This is a genomic window from Bradyrhizobium sp. R2.2-H (genome assembly GCF_004346455.1).
GTDB lineage: Bacteria > Pseudomonadota > Alphaproteobacteria > Rhizobiales > Xanthobacteraceae > Bradyrhizobium > Bradyrhizobium diversitatis.
The window spans coordinates 150041-167452 of record NZ_SMBR01000013.1 but is presented as its reverse complement, the minus strand read 5'-3'; the positions used below and the strand labels follow the sequence as shown (position 1 = coordinate 167452).

16 protein-coding genes and 1 pseudogene are annotated in these 17412 nt (G+C 63.1%); 16 read left to right on the top strand and 1 reads right to left on the bottom strand.

Features of this window, described 5'->3' with window-relative positions; all coding sequences use genetic code 11:
- Positions 1-393 precede the first annotated feature (393 nt).
- From EDE08_RS29585 to EDE08_RS29515, 15 genes are all read left to right on the top strand, one after another.
- On the top strand, positions 394-1494 hold the full coding sequence (locus tag EDE08_RS29585) for an inositol-3-phosphate synthase (RefSeq protein WP_131872419.1): 1101 nt from the start codon (positions 394-396) through the stop codon (positions 1492-1494).
- The gene (locus EDE08_RS29580; protein ID WP_131872310.1) at positions 1494-2090 is read left to right on the top strand and encodes a histidine phosphatase family protein; all 597 of its coding nucleotides are present in this window, start codon (positions 1494-1496) and stop codon (positions 2088-2090) included. Before EDE08_RS29585 ends, EDE08_RS29580 begins: the two co-directional genes overlap by 1 nt.
- On the top strand, positions 2087-3190 hold the full coding sequence (locus EDE08_RS29575; protein WP_131872308.1) for a CgeB family protein: 1104 nt from the start codon (positions 2087-2089) through the stop codon (positions 3188-3190). The genes EDE08_RS29580 and EDE08_RS29575 overlap by 4 nt, the downstream gene beginning before the upstream one ends.
- 1 nt (position 3191) lies before the next feature.
- A complete protein-coding gene (locus tag EDE08_RS29570; RefSeq protein ID WP_131872306.1) occupies positions 3192-4001 on the top strand; it encodes a sugar phosphate nucleotidyltransferase in 810 nt (269 codons plus the stop codon).
- Positions 3998-4762 (top strand): TIGR04290 family methyltransferase, encoded by a 765-nt coding sequence (locus tag EDE08_RS29565; protein WP_131872304.1) that lies wholly within the window; start codon positions 3998-4000, stop codon positions 4760-4762. The genes EDE08_RS29570 and EDE08_RS29565 overlap by 4 nt, the downstream gene beginning before the upstream one ends.
- The gene (locus EDE08_RS29560; RefSeq protein WP_131872302.1) at positions 4762-5715 is read left to right on the top strand and encodes a glycoside hydrolase 5 family protein; all 954 of its coding nucleotides are present in this window, start codon (positions 4762-4764) and stop codon (positions 5713-5715) included. Before EDE08_RS29565 ends, EDE08_RS29560 begins: the two co-directional genes overlap by 1 nt.
- On the top strand, positions 5703-6908 hold the full coding sequence (locus EDE08_RS29555) for a phosphopentomutase (RefSeq protein ID WP_131872300.1): 1206 nt from the start codon (positions 5703-5705) through the stop codon (positions 6906-6908). The genes EDE08_RS29560 and EDE08_RS29555 overlap by 13 nt, the downstream gene beginning before the upstream one ends.
- 210 nt (positions 6909-7118) lie before the next feature.
- Positions 7119-8231 carry an NAD-dependent epimerase/dehydratase family protein gene (locus EDE08_RS29550; RefSeq protein ID WP_131872298.1) on the top strand — a complete coding sequence of 371 codons (1113 nt, stop codon included), beginning with the start codon at positions 7119-7121 and terminating at the stop codon, positions 8229-8231.
- Entirely contained in the window at positions 8231-9295 is a 1065-nt protein-coding gene (locus EDE08_RS29545) for an NAD-dependent epimerase/dehydratase family protein (protein ID WP_131872296.1), read from the top strand. The genes EDE08_RS29550 and EDE08_RS29545 overlap by 1 nt, the downstream gene beginning before the upstream one ends.
- A complete protein-coding gene (locus tag EDE08_RS29540; RefSeq protein ID WP_131872294.1) occupies positions 9292-10578 on the top strand; it encodes a TIGR04295 family B12-binding domain-containing radical SAM protein in 1287 nt (428 codons plus the stop codon). The genes EDE08_RS29545 and EDE08_RS29540 overlap by 4 nt, the downstream gene beginning before the upstream one ends.
- The gene (locus EDE08_RS29535) at positions 10575-11687 is read left to right on the top strand and encodes a glycosyltransferase family 4 protein (RefSeq protein ID WP_131872292.1); all 1113 of its coding nucleotides are present in this window, start codon (positions 10575-10577) and stop codon (positions 11685-11687) included. The genes EDE08_RS29540 and EDE08_RS29535 overlap by 4 nt, the downstream gene beginning before the upstream one ends.
- The gene (locus EDE08_RS29530; RefSeq protein WP_131872290.1) at positions 11684-12814 is read left to right on the top strand and encodes a CgeB family protein; all 1131 of its coding nucleotides are present in this window, start codon (positions 11684-11686) and stop codon (positions 12812-12814) included. Before EDE08_RS29535 ends, EDE08_RS29530 begins: the two co-directional genes overlap by 4 nt.
- The gene (locus EDE08_RS29525; RefSeq protein ID WP_131872288.1) at positions 12811-13899 is read left to right on the top strand and encodes a CgeB family protein; all 1089 of its coding nucleotides are present in this window, start codon (positions 12811-12813) and stop codon (positions 13897-13899) included. The genes EDE08_RS29530 and EDE08_RS29525 overlap by 4 nt, the downstream gene beginning before the upstream one ends.
- Positions 13896-15020 carry a CgeB family protein gene (locus EDE08_RS29520; protein WP_131872286.1) on the top strand — a complete coding sequence of 375 codons (1125 nt, stop codon included), beginning with the start codon at positions 13896-13898 and terminating at the stop codon, positions 15018-15020. Before EDE08_RS29525 ends, EDE08_RS29520 begins: the two co-directional genes overlap by 4 nt.
- 12 nt (positions 15021-15032) lie before the next feature.
- The gene (locus tag EDE08_RS29515; protein ID WP_131872284.1) at positions 15033-16085 is read left to right on the top strand and encodes a UDP-glucuronic acid decarboxylase family protein; all 1053 of its coding nucleotides are present in this window, start codon (positions 15033-15035) and stop codon (positions 16083-16085) included.
- Between the two features lie 68 nt (positions 16086-16153).
- Here the strand turns inward: EDE08_RS29515 and EDE08_RS29510 are convergent, their stop codons facing one another.
- The gene (locus EDE08_RS29510; protein ID WP_131872282.1) at positions 16154-16687 is read right to left on the bottom strand and encodes a DUF1003 domain-containing protein; all 534 of its coding nucleotides are present in this window, start codon (positions 16685-16687) and stop codon (positions 16154-16156) included.
- A 294-nt stretch (positions 16688-16981) separates the two neighbouring features.
- Here EDE08_RS29510 and EDE08_RS29505 point away from each other — a divergent pair.
- A pseudogene (locus tag EDE08_RS29505) lies at positions 16982-17257 on the top strand (transposase); the annotation flags it as partial.
- Positions 17258-17412 lie beyond the last annotated feature (155 nt).

Here is a 17412-nt window from a genome sequence, read left to right as displayed (position 1 = left end):
ATTGCGGATTGTGGCGTGATCAGTGGTCTGTTCGGCCTCGCTATTTTGCGTTCCGGACGTCATGTCGCACCTCACTCTTGTGCAGATCCGGGCAATGACGCCGTCATTGCTGGAGCCATTTGCGGTGAAACGCGAGCCGGCAAGATTTGTTCTTCGTCGCACAACGTGACGCGCGTGACCACCACTTCATCTTCTTCATCATCATCAACGATGATCTTCGTTCCGTTGATGCGAGCGGCGATTCTAATCCAGGTTAATCGCCCTGCATTTTGTTTGCCTGAATCGCTCCCTGCGCACACGCGGCCGCTCCGGCACAGGAACGAACATACCTTCCGACACGTTCGCCGACCTACTTACGCTGTCGCCACGCGCTTTCCCGGAGGTTTCTCGTCTATGCATTCCCGTCTTCAGGACAGGCGTCGCGTGCGCGTCGGCATCGTCGGCGTGGGCAATTGCGCAAGCTCCTTCGTCCAGGGGCTTACCTATTACCGCAACGCCAAGTCGAATGAACCCGTACCCGGCCTGATGAACGTCGATCTCGGCGGCTACCATATCAGCGACATTCAAATCGCATCGGCATTCGACGTCAACGCCGACAAGGTCGGGCGCGACGTCGCCGATGCCATCTTCGCCCGTCCGAACAACACGCATCGCTTCGCCGAGGTGGACCAAACCGGGGTGATCGTCGAGCGCGGCCCGGTCATGGACGGCATCGGGCACTATCTCGAAGATGACGTCCCCGTGGCCGACGTACCCGAAGCCGACGTTTCGGAGGTTCTGGCGATGTCACGCACGGATGTGCTCGTGTCGTACCTGCCGGTCGGCTCGCAACGCGCAAGTGAATGGTATGCTGCGCGTGCCATCGAGGCCGGCTGCGGCTACGTCAATTGCATTCCCGTCTTCATCGCGTCCAACCCGGACTGGCGGCGAAGATTCGAAGATGCGGGCCTTCCTATCGTCGGTGACGACATCAAGAGCCAGGTCGGCGCCACCATCCTGCACCGCGTGCTGGCCAATCTGTTCCGCGATCGCGGCGTGCGGCTCGATCGCACCTATCAGCTCAATGTCGGCGGCAATACCGATTTCAAGAACATGCTCGAACGCGAGCGGCTGGCATCGAAGAAGATTTCGAAGACGCAGGCCGTCACCAGCCAGTTCGACGTCCCGATGGACCCCGACAATATTCACGTTGGGCCGAGCGATCACGTGCCCTGGTTGACTGACCGGAAGCTGGCGTTCATCCGGCTGGAAGGCACGACGTTCGGCGGCGTGCCGTTGAGCGCCGAGGTCAAGCTCGAGGTATGGGATTCGCCGAACTCGGCCGGCGTGGTGATCGACGCAGTACGCTGCGCAAAACTTGCCATGGACCGCGGCCAGGGCGGCGCCCTGACCGGCCCCTCCAGCTATTTCATGAAATCACCGCCGCAGCAATTCAACGACGAGGAGGCCGGACGGCGGACGCGCGCCTTCATCGACGACAAGGTTTTCAGCTGATGGCCAGGATCATTCATCTCGTGCGTCACGGCCACCATGCCCTGCTCGGCCGCACGCTGTGCGGCCGGATGTGCGGCGTCACGCTCGACGACATCGGTTGCGAGGAGATTGCCCGGTGTGCAGCCAATCTCGCCCCACGGCCGTCGCTAATCCAGTCGAGCCCGCAGAGGCGCTGCATGCAATCGGCCAGCATCCTCGCTGCGCGCTTCGGATTGCCCGTCGAGATCGTTCCTGCTCTCGACGAGCTCGACTATGGCGAATGGACCGGCCGGTCTTTCATGCAGCTCAGCGAAGATCCTCAATGGTCGCGCTGGAACAGCCGCCGCGGCAGCACTCACCCGCCCGGAGGCGAGAGCATGCGCTCGCTCCAGACTCGCATCGTCCGCCATCTCGAGCAGCTGCGCTCTGATTCTCTCGTAGACTCGGTGATCGCAATCAGCCACGCCGAGCCCATTCGCGCGGCGCTGTTGCATTACGCGCGCATGCGGCTTGACGACTTTCTTTCGATCACGGTCGATCCCGCGAGCGTCAGCACCCTCAGTGCGGATCGACGCGGGTTCAGGATCACCGGGATCAACCAGCGGGTGCCGGCGTGAAGATCGTCATTTTCGGCCTGACCATCTCCTCCTCCTGGGGCAATGGCCACGCGACGCTCTGGCGCGGCCTCTGCAAGCACCTTGGACGTCTCGGCCATACTGTTATTTTCTTCGAGCGCGACGTGCCCTACTATGCTGGCGCCCGGGACTTCAATGAGTTGCCCGGCGGGCAACTGCGGCTTTTTTCGAATTGGGAGGAGACCCGCTCCCTCGCCCGCAATGAGATCGCGGATGCCGATGTCGCGATCGTGACGTCCTACTGTCCCGACGCAATTGCGGCCACCGACCTGATCATATCCGAAGGTCGCGCCAGCCCCGTCTTCTATGATCTGGATACCCCGATCACGCTGGCGCGGCTCATGGCGGGAGAATCTGTTGCTTATATCGGCACGCGAGGCCTCCGCGATTTCGCGCTCGTCCTCAGCTTCACCGGCGGCCCACGCGTCGTCCAGGAGTTTCGCGACCGGCTCGGCGCCCGCGACGTCCGTCCCCTGTACGGCCACGTCGATAGCGATATTCATCGCCCGGTGCCGCACGAGCCGCACTATCGCGCGGATCTGTCCTATCTCGGCACCTACTCCGAAGACCGCCAGCGCGGGCTCGAGGCGCTCTTCGTCGAACCGGCGCGAGCGCGGCAAGACCTGCGTTTCCTGATCGGCGGAGCGCAATATCCTGATGACTTCCCGTGGTCGCCCAACATCTATTTCGTGCGGCATCTGCCGCCGTCGGAGCATGCGCCTTTCTTTGCGTCCTCACGCATGACCCTCAACGTCACGCGCAAGGCCATGGCGGAGATGGGCTGGTGCCCCTCCGGCCGCCTGTTCGAGGCGGCGGCCTGCGGCGTTCCGCTCCTGAGCGACGACTGGCCGGGCATCGAGGAGTTCTTCACGCCCGGCAGCGAGATCCTGATCGCCCAAGATGCGCAGGACACTTTAGGCGCGTTGGCGATGTCGAGCCCCGACCTGCAGTCCATCGCCAGGCGCGCCTATGAGCGCACGATGGATCAGCATACGTCCGACAAACGCGCGCGCGAGCTGGTGGCGCTGCTCGAGCAGTCAGTATCCGGCTGCGCGCGTCGTCAGCAATCCGAGGAGGCCTGACATGTGGGGCATCGTTCCGGCCGCGGGCCGCGGCAGTCGTATCCAGCCGCTGGCTTTCTCCAAGGAACTGCTGCCCGTCGGCAGCCGGCGCGACGACGGCACCGAGCGTCCGTGTGCGGTCTCCGAGTATCTGCTGGAGCGCCTGATCCTCGGCGGGGCGGACAAGATCTGCTTCGTGATCTCGCCGGGCAAATCCGACATTCTCGAATATTTCGGCGATCACTACGGCAGCGCCCAGCTCGCCTATGTCGTCCAGCCCGACGCCTCCGGCCTGTGCGACGCCGTCTTCAAGGCCGGCACCGTCGTCGGCCATGATGAAGACGTCGTCGTCGGCCTGCCCGACACGGTCTGGTTTCCAAAGGCCGCTTTGCAGGCCTTGCCCGAGGCCGACCTCTCCTTCCTGCTCTTCCCGGTCGAGCGCCCGGAGTTTTTCGATGCTGTGGTTCTCGAGGGGGACAGCGTGCGTGAAATCCAGGTTAAGCAGCCGAACCCGGCATCGCGCTGGATCTGGGGCGCCTTCAGAATGTCGGCCCAGGGCTTTCGCGAGTTGCACGGGCTCTGGCACGAGCGGGACAAACAAGACGAATATTTCGGCACGTTGGTCAATGCCTATCTCCGAGCCGGCGGCCTCGGCATCGGGATCAAGGCTGGCGAATCCTATGTCGATGTCGGGACCGTCGACGGCTATCGCACCGCGATGGCGCTTCTGGCCGAGAGCACCGGCACCGACAGCCGGTCGCGGTTGCGGGCCGGCGCCTCGTCCGATGGGCCTCGACCGACCCATGCAATGGACAATGGAGCGACCGCATGACTGGAGCGCTGCTCACGCGTGAGGAAATCCGCAGGCGCGTCCACGCGCTCGGCCCGTGGTTTCACAACCTCGACCTCAACGGCGTGCCGACCGCACCGACCCACTTTCTCGGCGACTATCCCAACGTCAAATGGCGGCGCTTCTCGGGGATCATCCCGGACCGCCTCGAAGGCAAGACCGTGCTCGATATCGGCTGCAACGCCGGCTTCTATGCCATGGAGATGAAGCGGCGGGGCGCCGAGCGCGTGCTCGGGCTCGACACCGACGAGGAATACCTGGCGCAGGCGCGCTTTGCCGCCGAAGTGAACGGTCTCAGGATCGAATTCCGCAGGATGTCGGCCTATGATGTCGGCCAGCTCCGTGAAAAGTTTGATCTCGTGATCTTCATGGGCGTGCTGTATCATTTGCGTCATCCGCTGCTGGCGCTGGATCTCATCCACGAGCACGTCGCCAAGGATCTTCTGCTGTTCCAGTCGATGCAGCGCGGCGCCAGCCATGTCGACGCGGTCGAGAAGAACTACGATTTCTGGACCACCGACCAGTTCGATTCCGCCGGCTATCCCAGGCTGCACTTCATCGAGCACAAATACGCCGACGATCCCACCAATTGGTGGGTGCCGAACCGGGCCTGCGTCGAGGCCATGCTGCGCAGCGCCGGCTTTGCCATCGCCGCGCATCCCGAAGAAGAAGTCTATCTCTGCAGGCGGACGGAACGGCCACAAGTCGACGGACCCGTCTATCCATCCCGGAGCACAAGCTGATGATCGAGGCGGCCAAGATCTGGAATGAGCCGAACAACAAGTCGCACTGGGATCTCCTGATCGATCCCGACTGGGCCAAGTTCGCAGACCTTGCGACCGCAGCGGGAAAGGCGATCCGCAGCACGAGGCCTCCACTTCCCGTCGTTCTCGGCGGCATCTCGCCGATCGATCCGTCCTTCATGCGCAACATGCAGAGCCGCGGCGTGCTCGACCATTTCGATGCCGTCGCCGTGCACGGCTTTCCGCTCGACTGGAACCTGTGGCAGATCGGCGAGTGGCCCGCCAAGCTCGAGGAGATCAAGGCGGTCACCACCTTGCCTGTGTGGGTGACGGAGGTCGGCGTCTCCTCCTTCGGCGCCGAGGAGGTGCAAGCCTGGGGCCTGTCGCGCACCGCCGAGCTGCTGATCGGCCGTGCTCCGCGTATCCATTGGTACAGCCTTTACGACCTTCCCTCTGCCTGGGAAGCGACGACTCGCCACAAGGAAGCCGAAGGGTCCTCCTACTACCGGCATTTCCACATGGGCCTGCTGCGCGAGGACGGGACGCCCAAAGCGGCCGCCGACGTGTTTGGCGCCTATGCGCCTGCCATGGGCCTGTGCCAATGGTTCCACTTCGAGGATCATCGATTGCACGACGCGGTGCACTGGATGCGCCGTCTGGGCGCGACTCACTTGCGGACCGGCCTGTCATGGGCCGACAGCTTCCGTCCCAATGCCATCGACTGGTTCGACCGCCAGATGGAGGCGTTGGCGGAGTTCCAGGTTACGGTCACGTTCTGCTTCACGCCCGAACATCGGGGCATCGAGCCCCATCACACCAGCCCGCCGCTCGACGTGAACGAATTTGCCGATTTTTGCGCGGCGATGGTCGATCGCTACTGCACGAAAACCGGTCTTGCATCCTTCCCAGCGTCGGCCGATCCTCCGATCAGAGAGCCAACATGCGTGCCCTGATCCTGGTTATGGATTCCGTCGGCATCGGCGGCGCGCCGGATGCCGCCCGTTATGGCGACGAAGGCGCGGACACCGTCGGTCACATTGCGGAAGCCTGCACGGCCGGACACGCCGACAGCAACCTGCGCGAGGGGCCGCTCCGGATTCCCAATCTCGTGGCGCTCGGCCTCGGGGAGGCCTGCCGCCTCGCTACGGGGCGCGTACCGCCAGGGCTACAGGGTCAAGCGCAGCACCGGCAATTCGGATGCGCCAGCGAGATTTCGAAGGGCAAGGACACGCCTTCAGGCCATTGGGAGATCGCCGGTGTGCCCGTTCCGTTCGACTGGGGTTATTTCCCGCGCACGAGGCCGTGCTTTCCCGCGGAATTGACGAAAGACTTCTGCGAGCAAGCCGGACTACCCGGCATCCTCGGAGATTGCCACGCCTCGGGGACCGAGATCATCGCCGAGTTCGGCGAGCGTCACATGCGGACGGGAATGCCGATCTGCTACACGTCCGCCGACAGCGTGTTCCAGGTCGCGGCGCATGAGGAGACTTTCGGCCTCGAACGTCTCTACGGCATCTGCGCGATTGCGCGGCGGCTGATCGATTCCCTCAACATCGGCCGCGTCATCGCCCGGCCGTTCATCGGCACAAACGCGAGGGACTTCAAGCGGACCGCGCACCGTCGCGACTATTCGGTACCGCCGCCCGGAACCACCATGCTTGACCTCGCCGCAAGCGACGGTCGTGACATCGTGACGATCGGCAAGATCGACGACATCTTCGCCCATCGCGCGACCGGGCGAAACATGCGCGGCGACGGTAACATGGCGCTGTTCGATGCCACACTCAAAGGGCTGGCGAGCCTTGCCGACGGGGGATTGCTGTTCGCCAACTTCATCGATTTCGACACGCTGTACGGCCATCGACGCGACGTCGCCGGCTATGCGGTGGCGCTCGAGACCTTCGATAGTCGCCTTCCGGAATTGCTGACCCGCCTGCGAAGCGATGATCTTCTGATCATCACCGCGGATCACGGCTGCGATCCGACCTGGAGCGGCACCGATCATACCCGTGAACAGGTACCAATCCTTGCCTGGTCGACGCAATCATCTTCGCCAATCGGCGAGCGTACCGGCTTTGCCGATATCGGCGCGACCGCGGCAAGGCATCTCGGCCTGCCTGCCGCCCTGCAAGGGGCGCACTTTTAGCCAACGGCAGCCCGCCGATTCACCTGAGTTATTGATCCAGGTTAGAGAAATATTCGTTTGTACATTTTCGAGGAACGAACATTCCTTGCATCGCTTCTGACTCCAAACGTGACCGGCGCGCGGGTCGTCCGACCACCAAGCAAGTGCGCTTCACCAGACATCATCGATCGAACCCGGGAGGGTCGGTCTTGAAGTTGTACGGAGCGATGGATGACTCGAGTATTGATTACAGGCGGCGCCGGCTTCATCGGCTCTCATGCGGCGGATGTGCTGCTCGCCGCCGGCTACGAGATTCGCCTGCTCGACAACCTGTCGCCCCAGGTCCACGGCGGTAACCGCCAGCGCCCCTCCTATCTCGCCGACGATGCCGAACTCATCGTCGGTGACGTCACCGACAGCGTCGCCGTAGAACATGCCCTGCGCGGCGCCGACATGGTCCTGCATCTGGCGTCCGCAGTCGGCGTCGGACAGAGCATGTACGACATCGAATCCTATGTGCGAACCAATGAGCTCGGTACCGCTGTGCTGCTTCAGGCGCTGTCGAAGCGTCCGGTCGAGCGGCTCGTGGTCGCCTCCTCCATGAGCATCTATGGCGAAGGCCTCTATCGCAGGCCGGATCAAAGCGTCTTTTCCTGCGACGAACGTTCGATCGAGCAGCTCCGCAGCGGCGAGTGGGAGCTGCGCGACGCTGCAGGCGATCCGCTCATCCCCGCAGCAACCCCAGAAAGCAAGCTGCCCTCGCTCAGCTCGGTCTACGCCCTGAACAAGTTCGCCCAAGAACGCATGTGCCTGATCACCGGCAAGGCTTACGGAATCCCAACCGTGGCGCTGCGCTTCTTCAACGTGTTTGGCCCGCGCCAGGCGCTGTCGAATCCATACACAGGCGTGCTCGCGATCTTTGCCGCACGCCTCCTCAACGGACGGCCGCCGCTCGTGTTCGAGGACGGCGAACAACGGCGCGACTTCGTCCACGTCCACGACGTTGCCCGCGCCTGCCGCATTGCGCTGGAAGCGGAGCAAACGCAGGACGTATTCAACGTCGGTTCGGGCCAAAGCCGAACCATCCTGTCGGTTGCGGAGGACCTCGCAGAGGTCATGGGCCGCGGCGACATCGCTCCCGAGATCACGCGAAAGTACCGCGCAGGTGACATCCGGCACTGCTTCGCCGACATCGGCAAGTCGCGCGATCTGCTCGGCTTCGAGCCGCACGTCGCCTTCAAAGATGGACTCGAGGAGCTCGCGGACTATCTCGCGGACCAAATCGCCGACGACCAGGCTGAGCGGGCGACCCAGGAACTGCTGCAACGAGGATTGGTCGCGTGATGAATGAGCGAGACAACAGGCCCGTCCTGATCACCGGTGGCTGCGGCTTCATCGGCTGCAATCTTGTCGACCGGCTGGCAAACCGCGGTGAGCGGGTTCTGGTTCTCGACAATCTGGCCCGTGCCGGCGTGCGCGAGAACGCGCAATGGCTGAAGTCCAGATATGGTGATCTCGTGACCATTACGGTGGCCGACATTCGGGAGCCGATTCCCGTGATCGATGCCGTGCGCGAGGCTCGCGCCGTGCTGCATCTGGCAGCACAGGTCGCCGTCACCGACAGCGTCAGCGACCCGGCTGCCGATTTCGAGATCAATGCACGCGGCACCCTCAACGTGCTCGAAGCGGTTCGGCTGCACAACAGCAGCGCCTCCATCATATTCGCCTCCACCAACAAGGTCTATGGCCGCCTGATCGAGGACAGCGAGATTACGCTCACCGGCCGCCGCTATACGCCCACCAGCCCCCTGCTGGCGGATGGCATCTCCGAGAACGCACCGCTGGATTTCTACAGCCCCTATGGCTGTTCCAAGGGAACGGCGGACCAGTACGTCCACGACTATGCTCGGGTCTACGGCCTGCAGACCGTGGTGATGCGCATGAGCTGCATCTACGGACCGCGCCAGTTCGGCACCGAAGACCAGGGCTGGATCGCGCATTTCCTGCTGAGCGCGCTCCGCGGCAAGCCACTCACGATTTACGGCGACGGCCATCAAGTTCGCGACGCCCTGCATGTGTCGGATGCGGCGGCTGCGTGGCTCGCAGTGCTTGACCGGATCGCGCTCGCGCGCGGACGCGTGTTCAATCTCGGTGGCGGCCCCGCAAACGCGGTCAGCCTTCGCGAGCTCATCGACCATATTGCGGAACTGACCGGCCGTGAGGTCACCTACCGCTTTGCCGATTGGCGTCCGGGCGATCAGCCCTGGTACGTCACCGATACGCGTGCGCTGTCGAGCGCTCTCGGATGGTCGCCGCAGGTCTCCATCGCCGAGGGTCTTCACTCTCTCCACGCCTGGCTGGATACTCGCTTCGGAGCCGCTCACGACAGCCGCGAGGCTCTCGCATGACGCGCGTCGCCCTGATCAATCCGAATTGGGATTTTGGCGGCAGCATCTATTTCGGCTGCCGATCCCCCCACCTTCCGCTCGAGCTCGGGATCTCCGAGCATTACCTGAAGGCGGCCGGGCATCGGACGCTGCTGCTCGATGCGCACATGTTCGGCCTGTCGTTCCGGGATATCGAAGCCGAGCTGCGTGCGTTCGGCCCCGACCTGATCGTCATCACCACGGCCCCGACCTACCTGTTCTGGCGCTGCGCCCCGCCGGAACTACGCGTTCCGCAGGAGCTTGCATTGGCGGTGCGGGATCTTGCACCGACCCTGATCGCGGTCGGCCCGCACGGCTCGACGACGCCGCGGGCGGCTCTCAAGAAGCTCGCCGTCGATATCGTCGTGATGGGCGAGTGCGAAGCGTCTTTGCTGCGCCTCGCCAATGGCGAGCGCGACTTTTCCGGCCTGTGCTTTGCAGACGGCGACTCGGTTCGAGTCAATGGCGGCCCACAGGCCGTCGAATTCAGGGATCAGCCGGCGCTCGATTGGCCGGACGAGATGATCCGGCGTCATTACCACCATCATCACCGCTTTGAGGCCGAGCCGGCAGGGACTGGCGCGGAAGTCGAGGCGTCGCGCGGTTGCCCCTACAATTGCACGTTCTGCGCCAAGGAGAATTTCCGCAACGCCTACCGCAAGCGGCCTCCGGCGACCATCCTCGCCGAAGTGGATCGCCTGCGCGGGCAAGGCGTCGAATATGTCTACTTCATCGACGAGATCTTCCTGCCGAACGCCGAGCTGCTTGAAGGGCTGAGCACGCGCGGCCTCAGATTCGGCGTGCAGACGCGAATCGATCTCTGGAAACCGGATATGCTCGCCCTGCTGGGCCGCGCCGGGTGCGTCTCGATCGAGGCAGGGATCGAGAGCCTCACCGTCGAGGGCCGCGCGGCGCTCGCCAAGAACTGCAAGATGACCACCGACCAGCTCGCCGACCGGCTGGTCGAAGCCCGCCGCCACGTTCGGTTCGTACAGGCCAATCTGATCGAGGTTCCCGAAGACGACGACCCTGTGGTGCAGCGTTGGCGCCACAAGATGCAGGATGCCGGAATCTGGGCCAATGACCCGGTCCCGCTCTACCCCTATCCCGGCTCGCCCGACTACCGAAAGCTCTGGGGCGAAGCCGACGATTTCGCCTGGGAGCGCGCGCATCAGCACTATCTGAGAATGTTCGACCAGTTCAGCGACGTGCAGAACGACCGGCCCATTCCGCTCGAGGCCCTCGAGTATCCGGTGGCGCCATGAGGAAAGGAGCGGACATCAGGATCCTGATGACGACCGACACGGTCGGCGGCGTATGGACCTATTCCTGCGCGCTCGCCGCGAGCCTTGCCGCTTCGGGCGCCGAGGTGATACTAGCGACAATGGGCCCGCCCCCACGCGCCGACCAGTGTGAGATGCTGGGCGACTCGCGAGTCCGGCTGATCGAAACGGATCTCGCGCTTGAATGGCAGGATCCGGAAGGACACGACTTCCCTCACGCCAGGCGCACCCTCGCCGGCTTGCAAGCCCGGTTCAGGCCGGACATCGTCCACCTCAATAGTCTCCGGGAGGCCACGCTGCCGTGGCGCGCGCCGACCATTCTCGTGGCGCATTCCTGCGTCAACTCGTGGGCGCGAGCCTGCAAGGATTCGGCCTGGCTCAACGAGCCCCGCTGGATGCGCTATACGGAATGGGTGGCCGCGGCGCTCGACAGCACGGAAGCCTGGGTTTGTCCGAGCCAGTCCTTCCACGATGACATCGTGGAGATCTATCAGCCCCGCTCCCCCGGTACCGTGATCTGGAATGGAATTGCGGCTGGCGCGCCGCCAAATCCAAAGCGGGAGCTGATCTTCGCGGCCGGCCGGCTGTGGGATCGTGCCAAAAATATCGAAGCTCTTGCCGCGGCTGCGCACGGACTGGATTGGCCGGTCGAGATCGCAGGCCCTACCGACGGCAACCCGCCCGCCGGCATCACCTGGCTGGGCCCATTATCGCACGGCGCGTTGTGCGATCATCTCCAGCACGCAGCGATCTTTGTCAGCCCCGCGCTGTACGAGCCGTTCGGCCTTTCCGTGCTGGAGGCGGCCGCTGCCGGCTGCGCGCTGGTGCTGTCGGATATTCCTACCTTCCGGGAGTTGTGGAGCGGAGCCGCGCGGCTTTTTGACCCAAGCGATAGTCAGGCTTTGCATCGCATTCTCGTCGAACTCAGTGCCGACGAGCGCGAAAGGACGCGCCTGCAACGCGCCGCCTATGAACACTCGTTGAGCTATTCTCTGGCCCGCACGACCAGCGCCTATCAGACGCTCTATGAAGGACTGCTCGCTTCCACCCGCACGACAACCCAAGCCAAGCAGATCGAGGTGCGCGCATGAGATGCGTCCTGTTCTATCACGCATTCACCTCCTGCTGGAACAACGGCAACGCTCATTTCCTGCGCGGATACGCCCGCGAGTTGCACGCGCTCGGACATGAGGTGGTCGTGTTCGAGCCGTTTGATGGCTGGAGTCGGTTGAATGCCATCCGCGAAAGCGGCAGTGGGGCGCTACAAGACATCGGGCAACTCTTCCCCGGCGTTTCCATTCGTCGCTTTGATGCCTCACTCGATTTCGACGAAGCTCTTGATGGCGCCGATCTCGTGATTGTGCACGAATGGAATTCGCCTGATGTGATCGAGAAGATCGGCTCCCAGCGCGCGCACGGCGCTCCTTTCACCTTGTTGTTTCACGACACCCATCACCGCGCGGTCACTGCGCCGGATGAACTGGCACAATTCGACCTCGATGCATTCGACGGCGTGCTCGCATTTGGCGAAGTTCTGCGCCAAATTTATGTGACTCTCGGCTGGGCTGATCGTGCCTATACCTGGCACGAGGCCGCCGATACCGCCATGTATCATCCTTTGCCGCATGTCGAGCGCACGGATGATCTGGTCTGGATCGGCAATTGGGGTGATGGCGAGCGCAGTGCCGAGCTCAATGAGTTTCTGGTCGCGCCCGTCGCTGAACTGGGCTTGCGTGCTGGCGTTTACGGCGTCCGTTACTCCGATGTCGCTCTGCAGACCATCCAGGCCGCGGGCATTCGCTATGGCGGCTGGTTGCCGGCGCACTGGGCGCCGGTCGCCTTCGCCGGCGCGCGCGCGACCGTTCACGTCCCCCGCGGTCCCTATGTGCGGTCGCTTCCGGGTATCCCCACCATTCGCGTGTTCGAGGCGCTCGCCTGCGGCATTCCCCTGATCTCGGCTCCCTGGGCCGACGTGGAAGGCCTGTTTCCAGAGGGCGCTTACCTCCAGGCCGCCAATGGCGTCGAGATGAAGCGCTCCCTCCGTGCCGTTCTCGATGATCGGGACCTGTCAGCCGCCATGGTAGCGACAGGGCTCCGAACGATCCGAGAGCGCCATACGTGCCGTCATCGCGCACAGCAGCTCGTGGACATCGTGGATGACATTCGGAGCTCCGACAGCTCGTCCCGGCCCTTGCGATACATCGGAGCCTCCGCATGAAAATCTGCTTCTTCGGATCCAGCCTCGTCTCGTCTTACTGGAACGGTGCCGCAACCTATTATCGCGGCATGCTCAAGCAGATTGCGGCGCTTGGACACGACATCACCTTCTTCGAACCTGACGCCTTCGAGCGGCAGGCCCATCGCGACATCGCCGATCCCGGATGGGCCAAAGTCGTCGTCTACCCCGCCACAGCCGATGGCTGGCGCGGCTCACTTGACGCGGCGGCGCGATCGGCCGACATGCTGATCAAGGCCAGCGGCGTCGGCGTCTTCGATTCCGAGCTGGAGGTCGCGGTTGCGGCCCTGCCCTCCCGAACCATGCGGATTTACTGGGATGTCGACGCCCCCGCCACGCTTGAAGCCATGGCAAACGATGCCGAGCATCATCTGCGTCGTGCGATTTCCTCTTACGACATGGTTCTGACCTACGGCGGCGGCGACGGCGTCGTATCGGCCTATCGCGCCATGGGTGCGCGGGATTGCGTCCCGATCTACAACGCCCTCGACCCCGAGACGCATTTTCCTTCCTCGCCCAGACCCGAGTTTACCTGCGATCTCGGCCTGCTGGCCAATCGCCTGCCAGATCGCGAGCAGCGCGTTGAACATTTCTTTCTCGACGTCGCGTGCACGCTCCCCGAGAAGAAGTTTGTTCTCGGCGGTTCCGGCTGGGACACCAAGAACACCGCGACGAACATCCGCAAAGTCGGGCATGTCGGCACCGGCCAGCACAACGCGTTTTTCGGCTCCGGCCTGGCCACGCTCAACGTCAATCGTGAGAGCATGGCGCGTTTCGGCTTCTCGCCGCCGACGCGGGTATTCGAGGCGATCGGTGCCGGCGCTTGCCTGATCACGGATCAATGGCCCGGCATCGAGTATTTCCTGGAGCCAGATCGCGAGGTGCTGGTGGCCGCGAACGGAACCGAGATTGCCGGTCATCTTGACGCTCTCAACCCGGATCGTGCCGCCGCGATCGCGAGCCGTGCCCGCGCGCGCATCCTGAGCCAACACACTTATCGGCACCGCGCCCGCCAGTTCAACGATCTCTTCGACGGAAGCAGCTCGCGCATCGAGGCAGCAGAATGAACCTGAGAATTGTCGTCGTCGGTCTTTCGGTCACATCGTCATGGGGCAATGGTCACGCGACGACCTATCGCGCTCTGATCGGGGCCCTCGCACGACGAGGCCACCACGTCACCTTCCTCGAGCGCGACGTCGCCTGGTATCGCGAGCATCGCGATCTCACCGACCCGACATCGTGGACGGTGGAGCTCTATCAGTCTCTGAAGGACGTGCCTCGCCGTTTCGGCAAGCTGATCCGGGACGCCGACCTCGTCATCATCGGTTCTTATGTGCCCGACGGTATTGCCATCTCCGAGTGGATCACGAGCCAGGCGCGTGGAATCACTGCGTTCTACGACATCGACACACCCGTAACGCTCGCGAAGCTCGACCAAGGCCTCGACTATCTGTCAGCCGCGATGATCCCGCGGTTCGATCTTTATCTGTCGTTCGCCGGTGGTCCCGTGCCCGACATAATCGAGGAGCGGTTCGGCAGCCCGATGGCCCGGGTTCTCTATTGCAGCGCCGACACCGAGGCTTACGCGCCACAGCAAGCGGAGGCGCGATGGGCCCTCGGCTATCTCGGGACGTACAGCGAGGACCGGCAGCCGATTCTCGAACAGCTGCTGCTGACCCCGGCCTGCGCGCTGGCGTCAGAGCAGTTCGCGGTCGCAGGCGCGCAATACCCCGCTGGTATCGTCTGGCCCGACAATGTCCTGCGGATCGAGCACCTTGCGCCGAAGCAGCACCCGACGTTCTATGCGGAACAGCGATTCACCCTGAACGCGACTCGCGCCGACATGCGTGCGCTAGGCTTCTCGCCGAGCGTTCGCCTGTTCGAAGCCGCCGCCTGCGGCACGCCGGTGATCTCGGACCGCTGGCCGGGCATCGAAACCATTTTCGCGCCGGCGCGGGAGATTCTTTTGGCCTCGAGCCCGCGCGACGTCATCGAAATCCTGCGCGACATGCCCGAGGAGCGTCGGCGCACCGTTGCGGAGAGCGCACGCCGGCGCGTTCTGACCGATCACACCGCCGACCACCGCGCCCGCCAGCTGGAGGGTTACTACGCCGAAGCAGCCGCACGCCGCCGTCGCAAATCCTCGCGCCCTGCCGCCGGCCGCTCGGTTCAAGTCGCCGAACTCTAAAGAGAGCCTGCCATGACACTCCAGACCCGTATCCCTACGCTCCGCCGCTCGCCGACCGTGCTCATCGCCGGCGGCGCCGGCTTCATCGGCTCTCATCTCTGCGATTCGTTGTTGCAACGTGGCAACGCCGTCATCTGCCTCGACAATCTCTTCACAGGCAGAATCGCCAATATCAGGCCGCTCCTGAACCATCCGAACTTCCGCTTCATCGAGCATGACGTGCAAGAGGAAATCGAGATCGAAGGGGAAATTGACCGCGTCTATAGCCTCGCCTGCCCGGCTTCGCCGCGGCATTACCAGAGAGATCCGGTCGGCACGATGAAGACATGCGTGCTGGGCACAATTAACCTGCTCGAGCTCGCGCACCGCAAGGGTGCCCGCGTCCTGCAGGCTTCCACGAGCGAAGTCTACGGCGATCCGGAGGTGCACCCCCAACCTGAATCCTATCTCGGCAACGTCAACCCGATCGGGCCACGCGCCTGCTACGACGAGGGCAAGCGCGCTGCCGAGACCCTGATGTTTGATTACCACCGCAAGTACGGGACCGAGATCAAGGTCGCGCGCATCTTCAATACCTACGGCCCCCGCATGCTGGAGAACGATGGCCGTGTCGTTTCCAACTTCATCGTGCAAGCCCTGCGCGGCCTGCCGATCACGATCTATGGCAGCGGCACGCAAACCCGGAGTTTCTGCTTTGTTGACGATCTCGTGCGAGGCCTCCAACTGCTGATGGAAAGCCCCCCATCGGTGACCGGCCCCTGCAACCTCGGCAATCCTCACGAGGTCACGATTGAAGCCATCGCCCGCGAGGTTCTGACGTATACCGAGTCGGCCGCGCCGCTCCGCTTTGAGGCGCTGCCGAAGGACGATCCGAAGCGCCGCAAGCCGGTCATCGACACCGCCTCGCGGTTGCTTGGATGGCGACCGCGTGTCGCGCTGAAGGACGGTCTCCAAGCTACGATCGCCTATTTCGCACTGCGCATTGCGGGTGAGTCCCCGACACCAGTGCCGGCTCTCGCGCGGCGAAGGAGGGGGCCGGCGCGCAGCCTGCTCAGCTCCGAATAGCCAGCTGAGAGCCAGAAGCGCTCATTCCGGCTCTGGCGTCTTGCGGCAGGAACGCTGTTGCGCCCACTTCAGTTCTTGCTTTCTTCGATCTTGTCGAGAACACGCTCAGGCGCGATATCTGAAGCGGCTTCCTGAAGCTCCTTGTTCTCTTGGGAATCGATCCCCAATTTGCGGGCCACTTCATTCAGGAGCGCGACCACCTTCGTGATCTCATGTTCGGCGAGGAGACTGATCTGCAGATCCAACTCCGCCCTTCTTTCGGCTTCGGCCGCCATACGATTTTGAGAGATCAGAACAAAGGTCGAAAGAAAGATTGCCTCTACAGAGGCGATCATAGCGAGCACTACAAAGCTCTGGTCCCATGGCACAACTCCTGGAAGCCATCCAAGGTTTGCGGCTATCCAAAATCCAAAAGCAAATGAGTGCAGGTAAACAAACTGCATGCTGCCGGTGAACGAAGTTATTGCGTCGGCGACCTTTTGCTGAATGGACGCGTCGGATTGCTCGCGCTTCCTTCGTTCGACCAGAGCGTGGATATTCCGCTCAAGCGCTCGCGTCAGCCCGGGTGCAGCTTGTGGATGGGGCGCCAAGGGTTTCTTCATGACGTGGAAACCGGCGCACCTGCGCGCAGTTCCTATACTTTGGCTGCCCGGATGCCGCGCAATGACGACCGCGGCCAACGTCCGGCGGGCAAGACCTCGGCGAGGTGGAGCTACAAGATAGAGTGCCGGAGCACACGTCGTGCACACGCGACCTACCGACCAATTGGAATAACTTGAGCTCTTGCTCAAATCCATCCTTGGAAAGATCGCAGTACGCGCCGACCGTCTCCGACTGAGCTGCTGCCGGTTTGATGGACACCGGGATTAGGTGTTTCATGAAGCCGTAGGTGGGCGATGAAGAGACGGAAGTTCAGTCGCGAGTTCAAGATCGAGGCGATCAAGCTGGTTAGGGAGCGTGGGGTGTCGGTGGCGCAGGCCGGGCGCGACCTGGATGTCCATGAGAACGTTCTGCGCAAATGGGTGAAAGAGTTCGGCTCCGATCCGGTGCAGGCCTTTCCCGGCCACGGGCAGATGAAGCCGGAGCAGCAGGAGATCGAGCGGTTGCGCCGTGAGGTCGCCAAGTTAAAGGCCGAGCGGGATATCCTAAAAAACTGTCCAGCGTTGTGGCGCACCTGCGCGGGGTAGAAACAGCCTTGTGCTATCTTCTTGGCTGGGAGGGTAGCGGCCGTCAGCTTATTGGAGGCAAAATCCCCGTTAAAAAACGTGGTCCATGGGTGCATGCGGACTTGGGAGTGGTGACGCTGCTCCGGCGGCGATTCCGATTA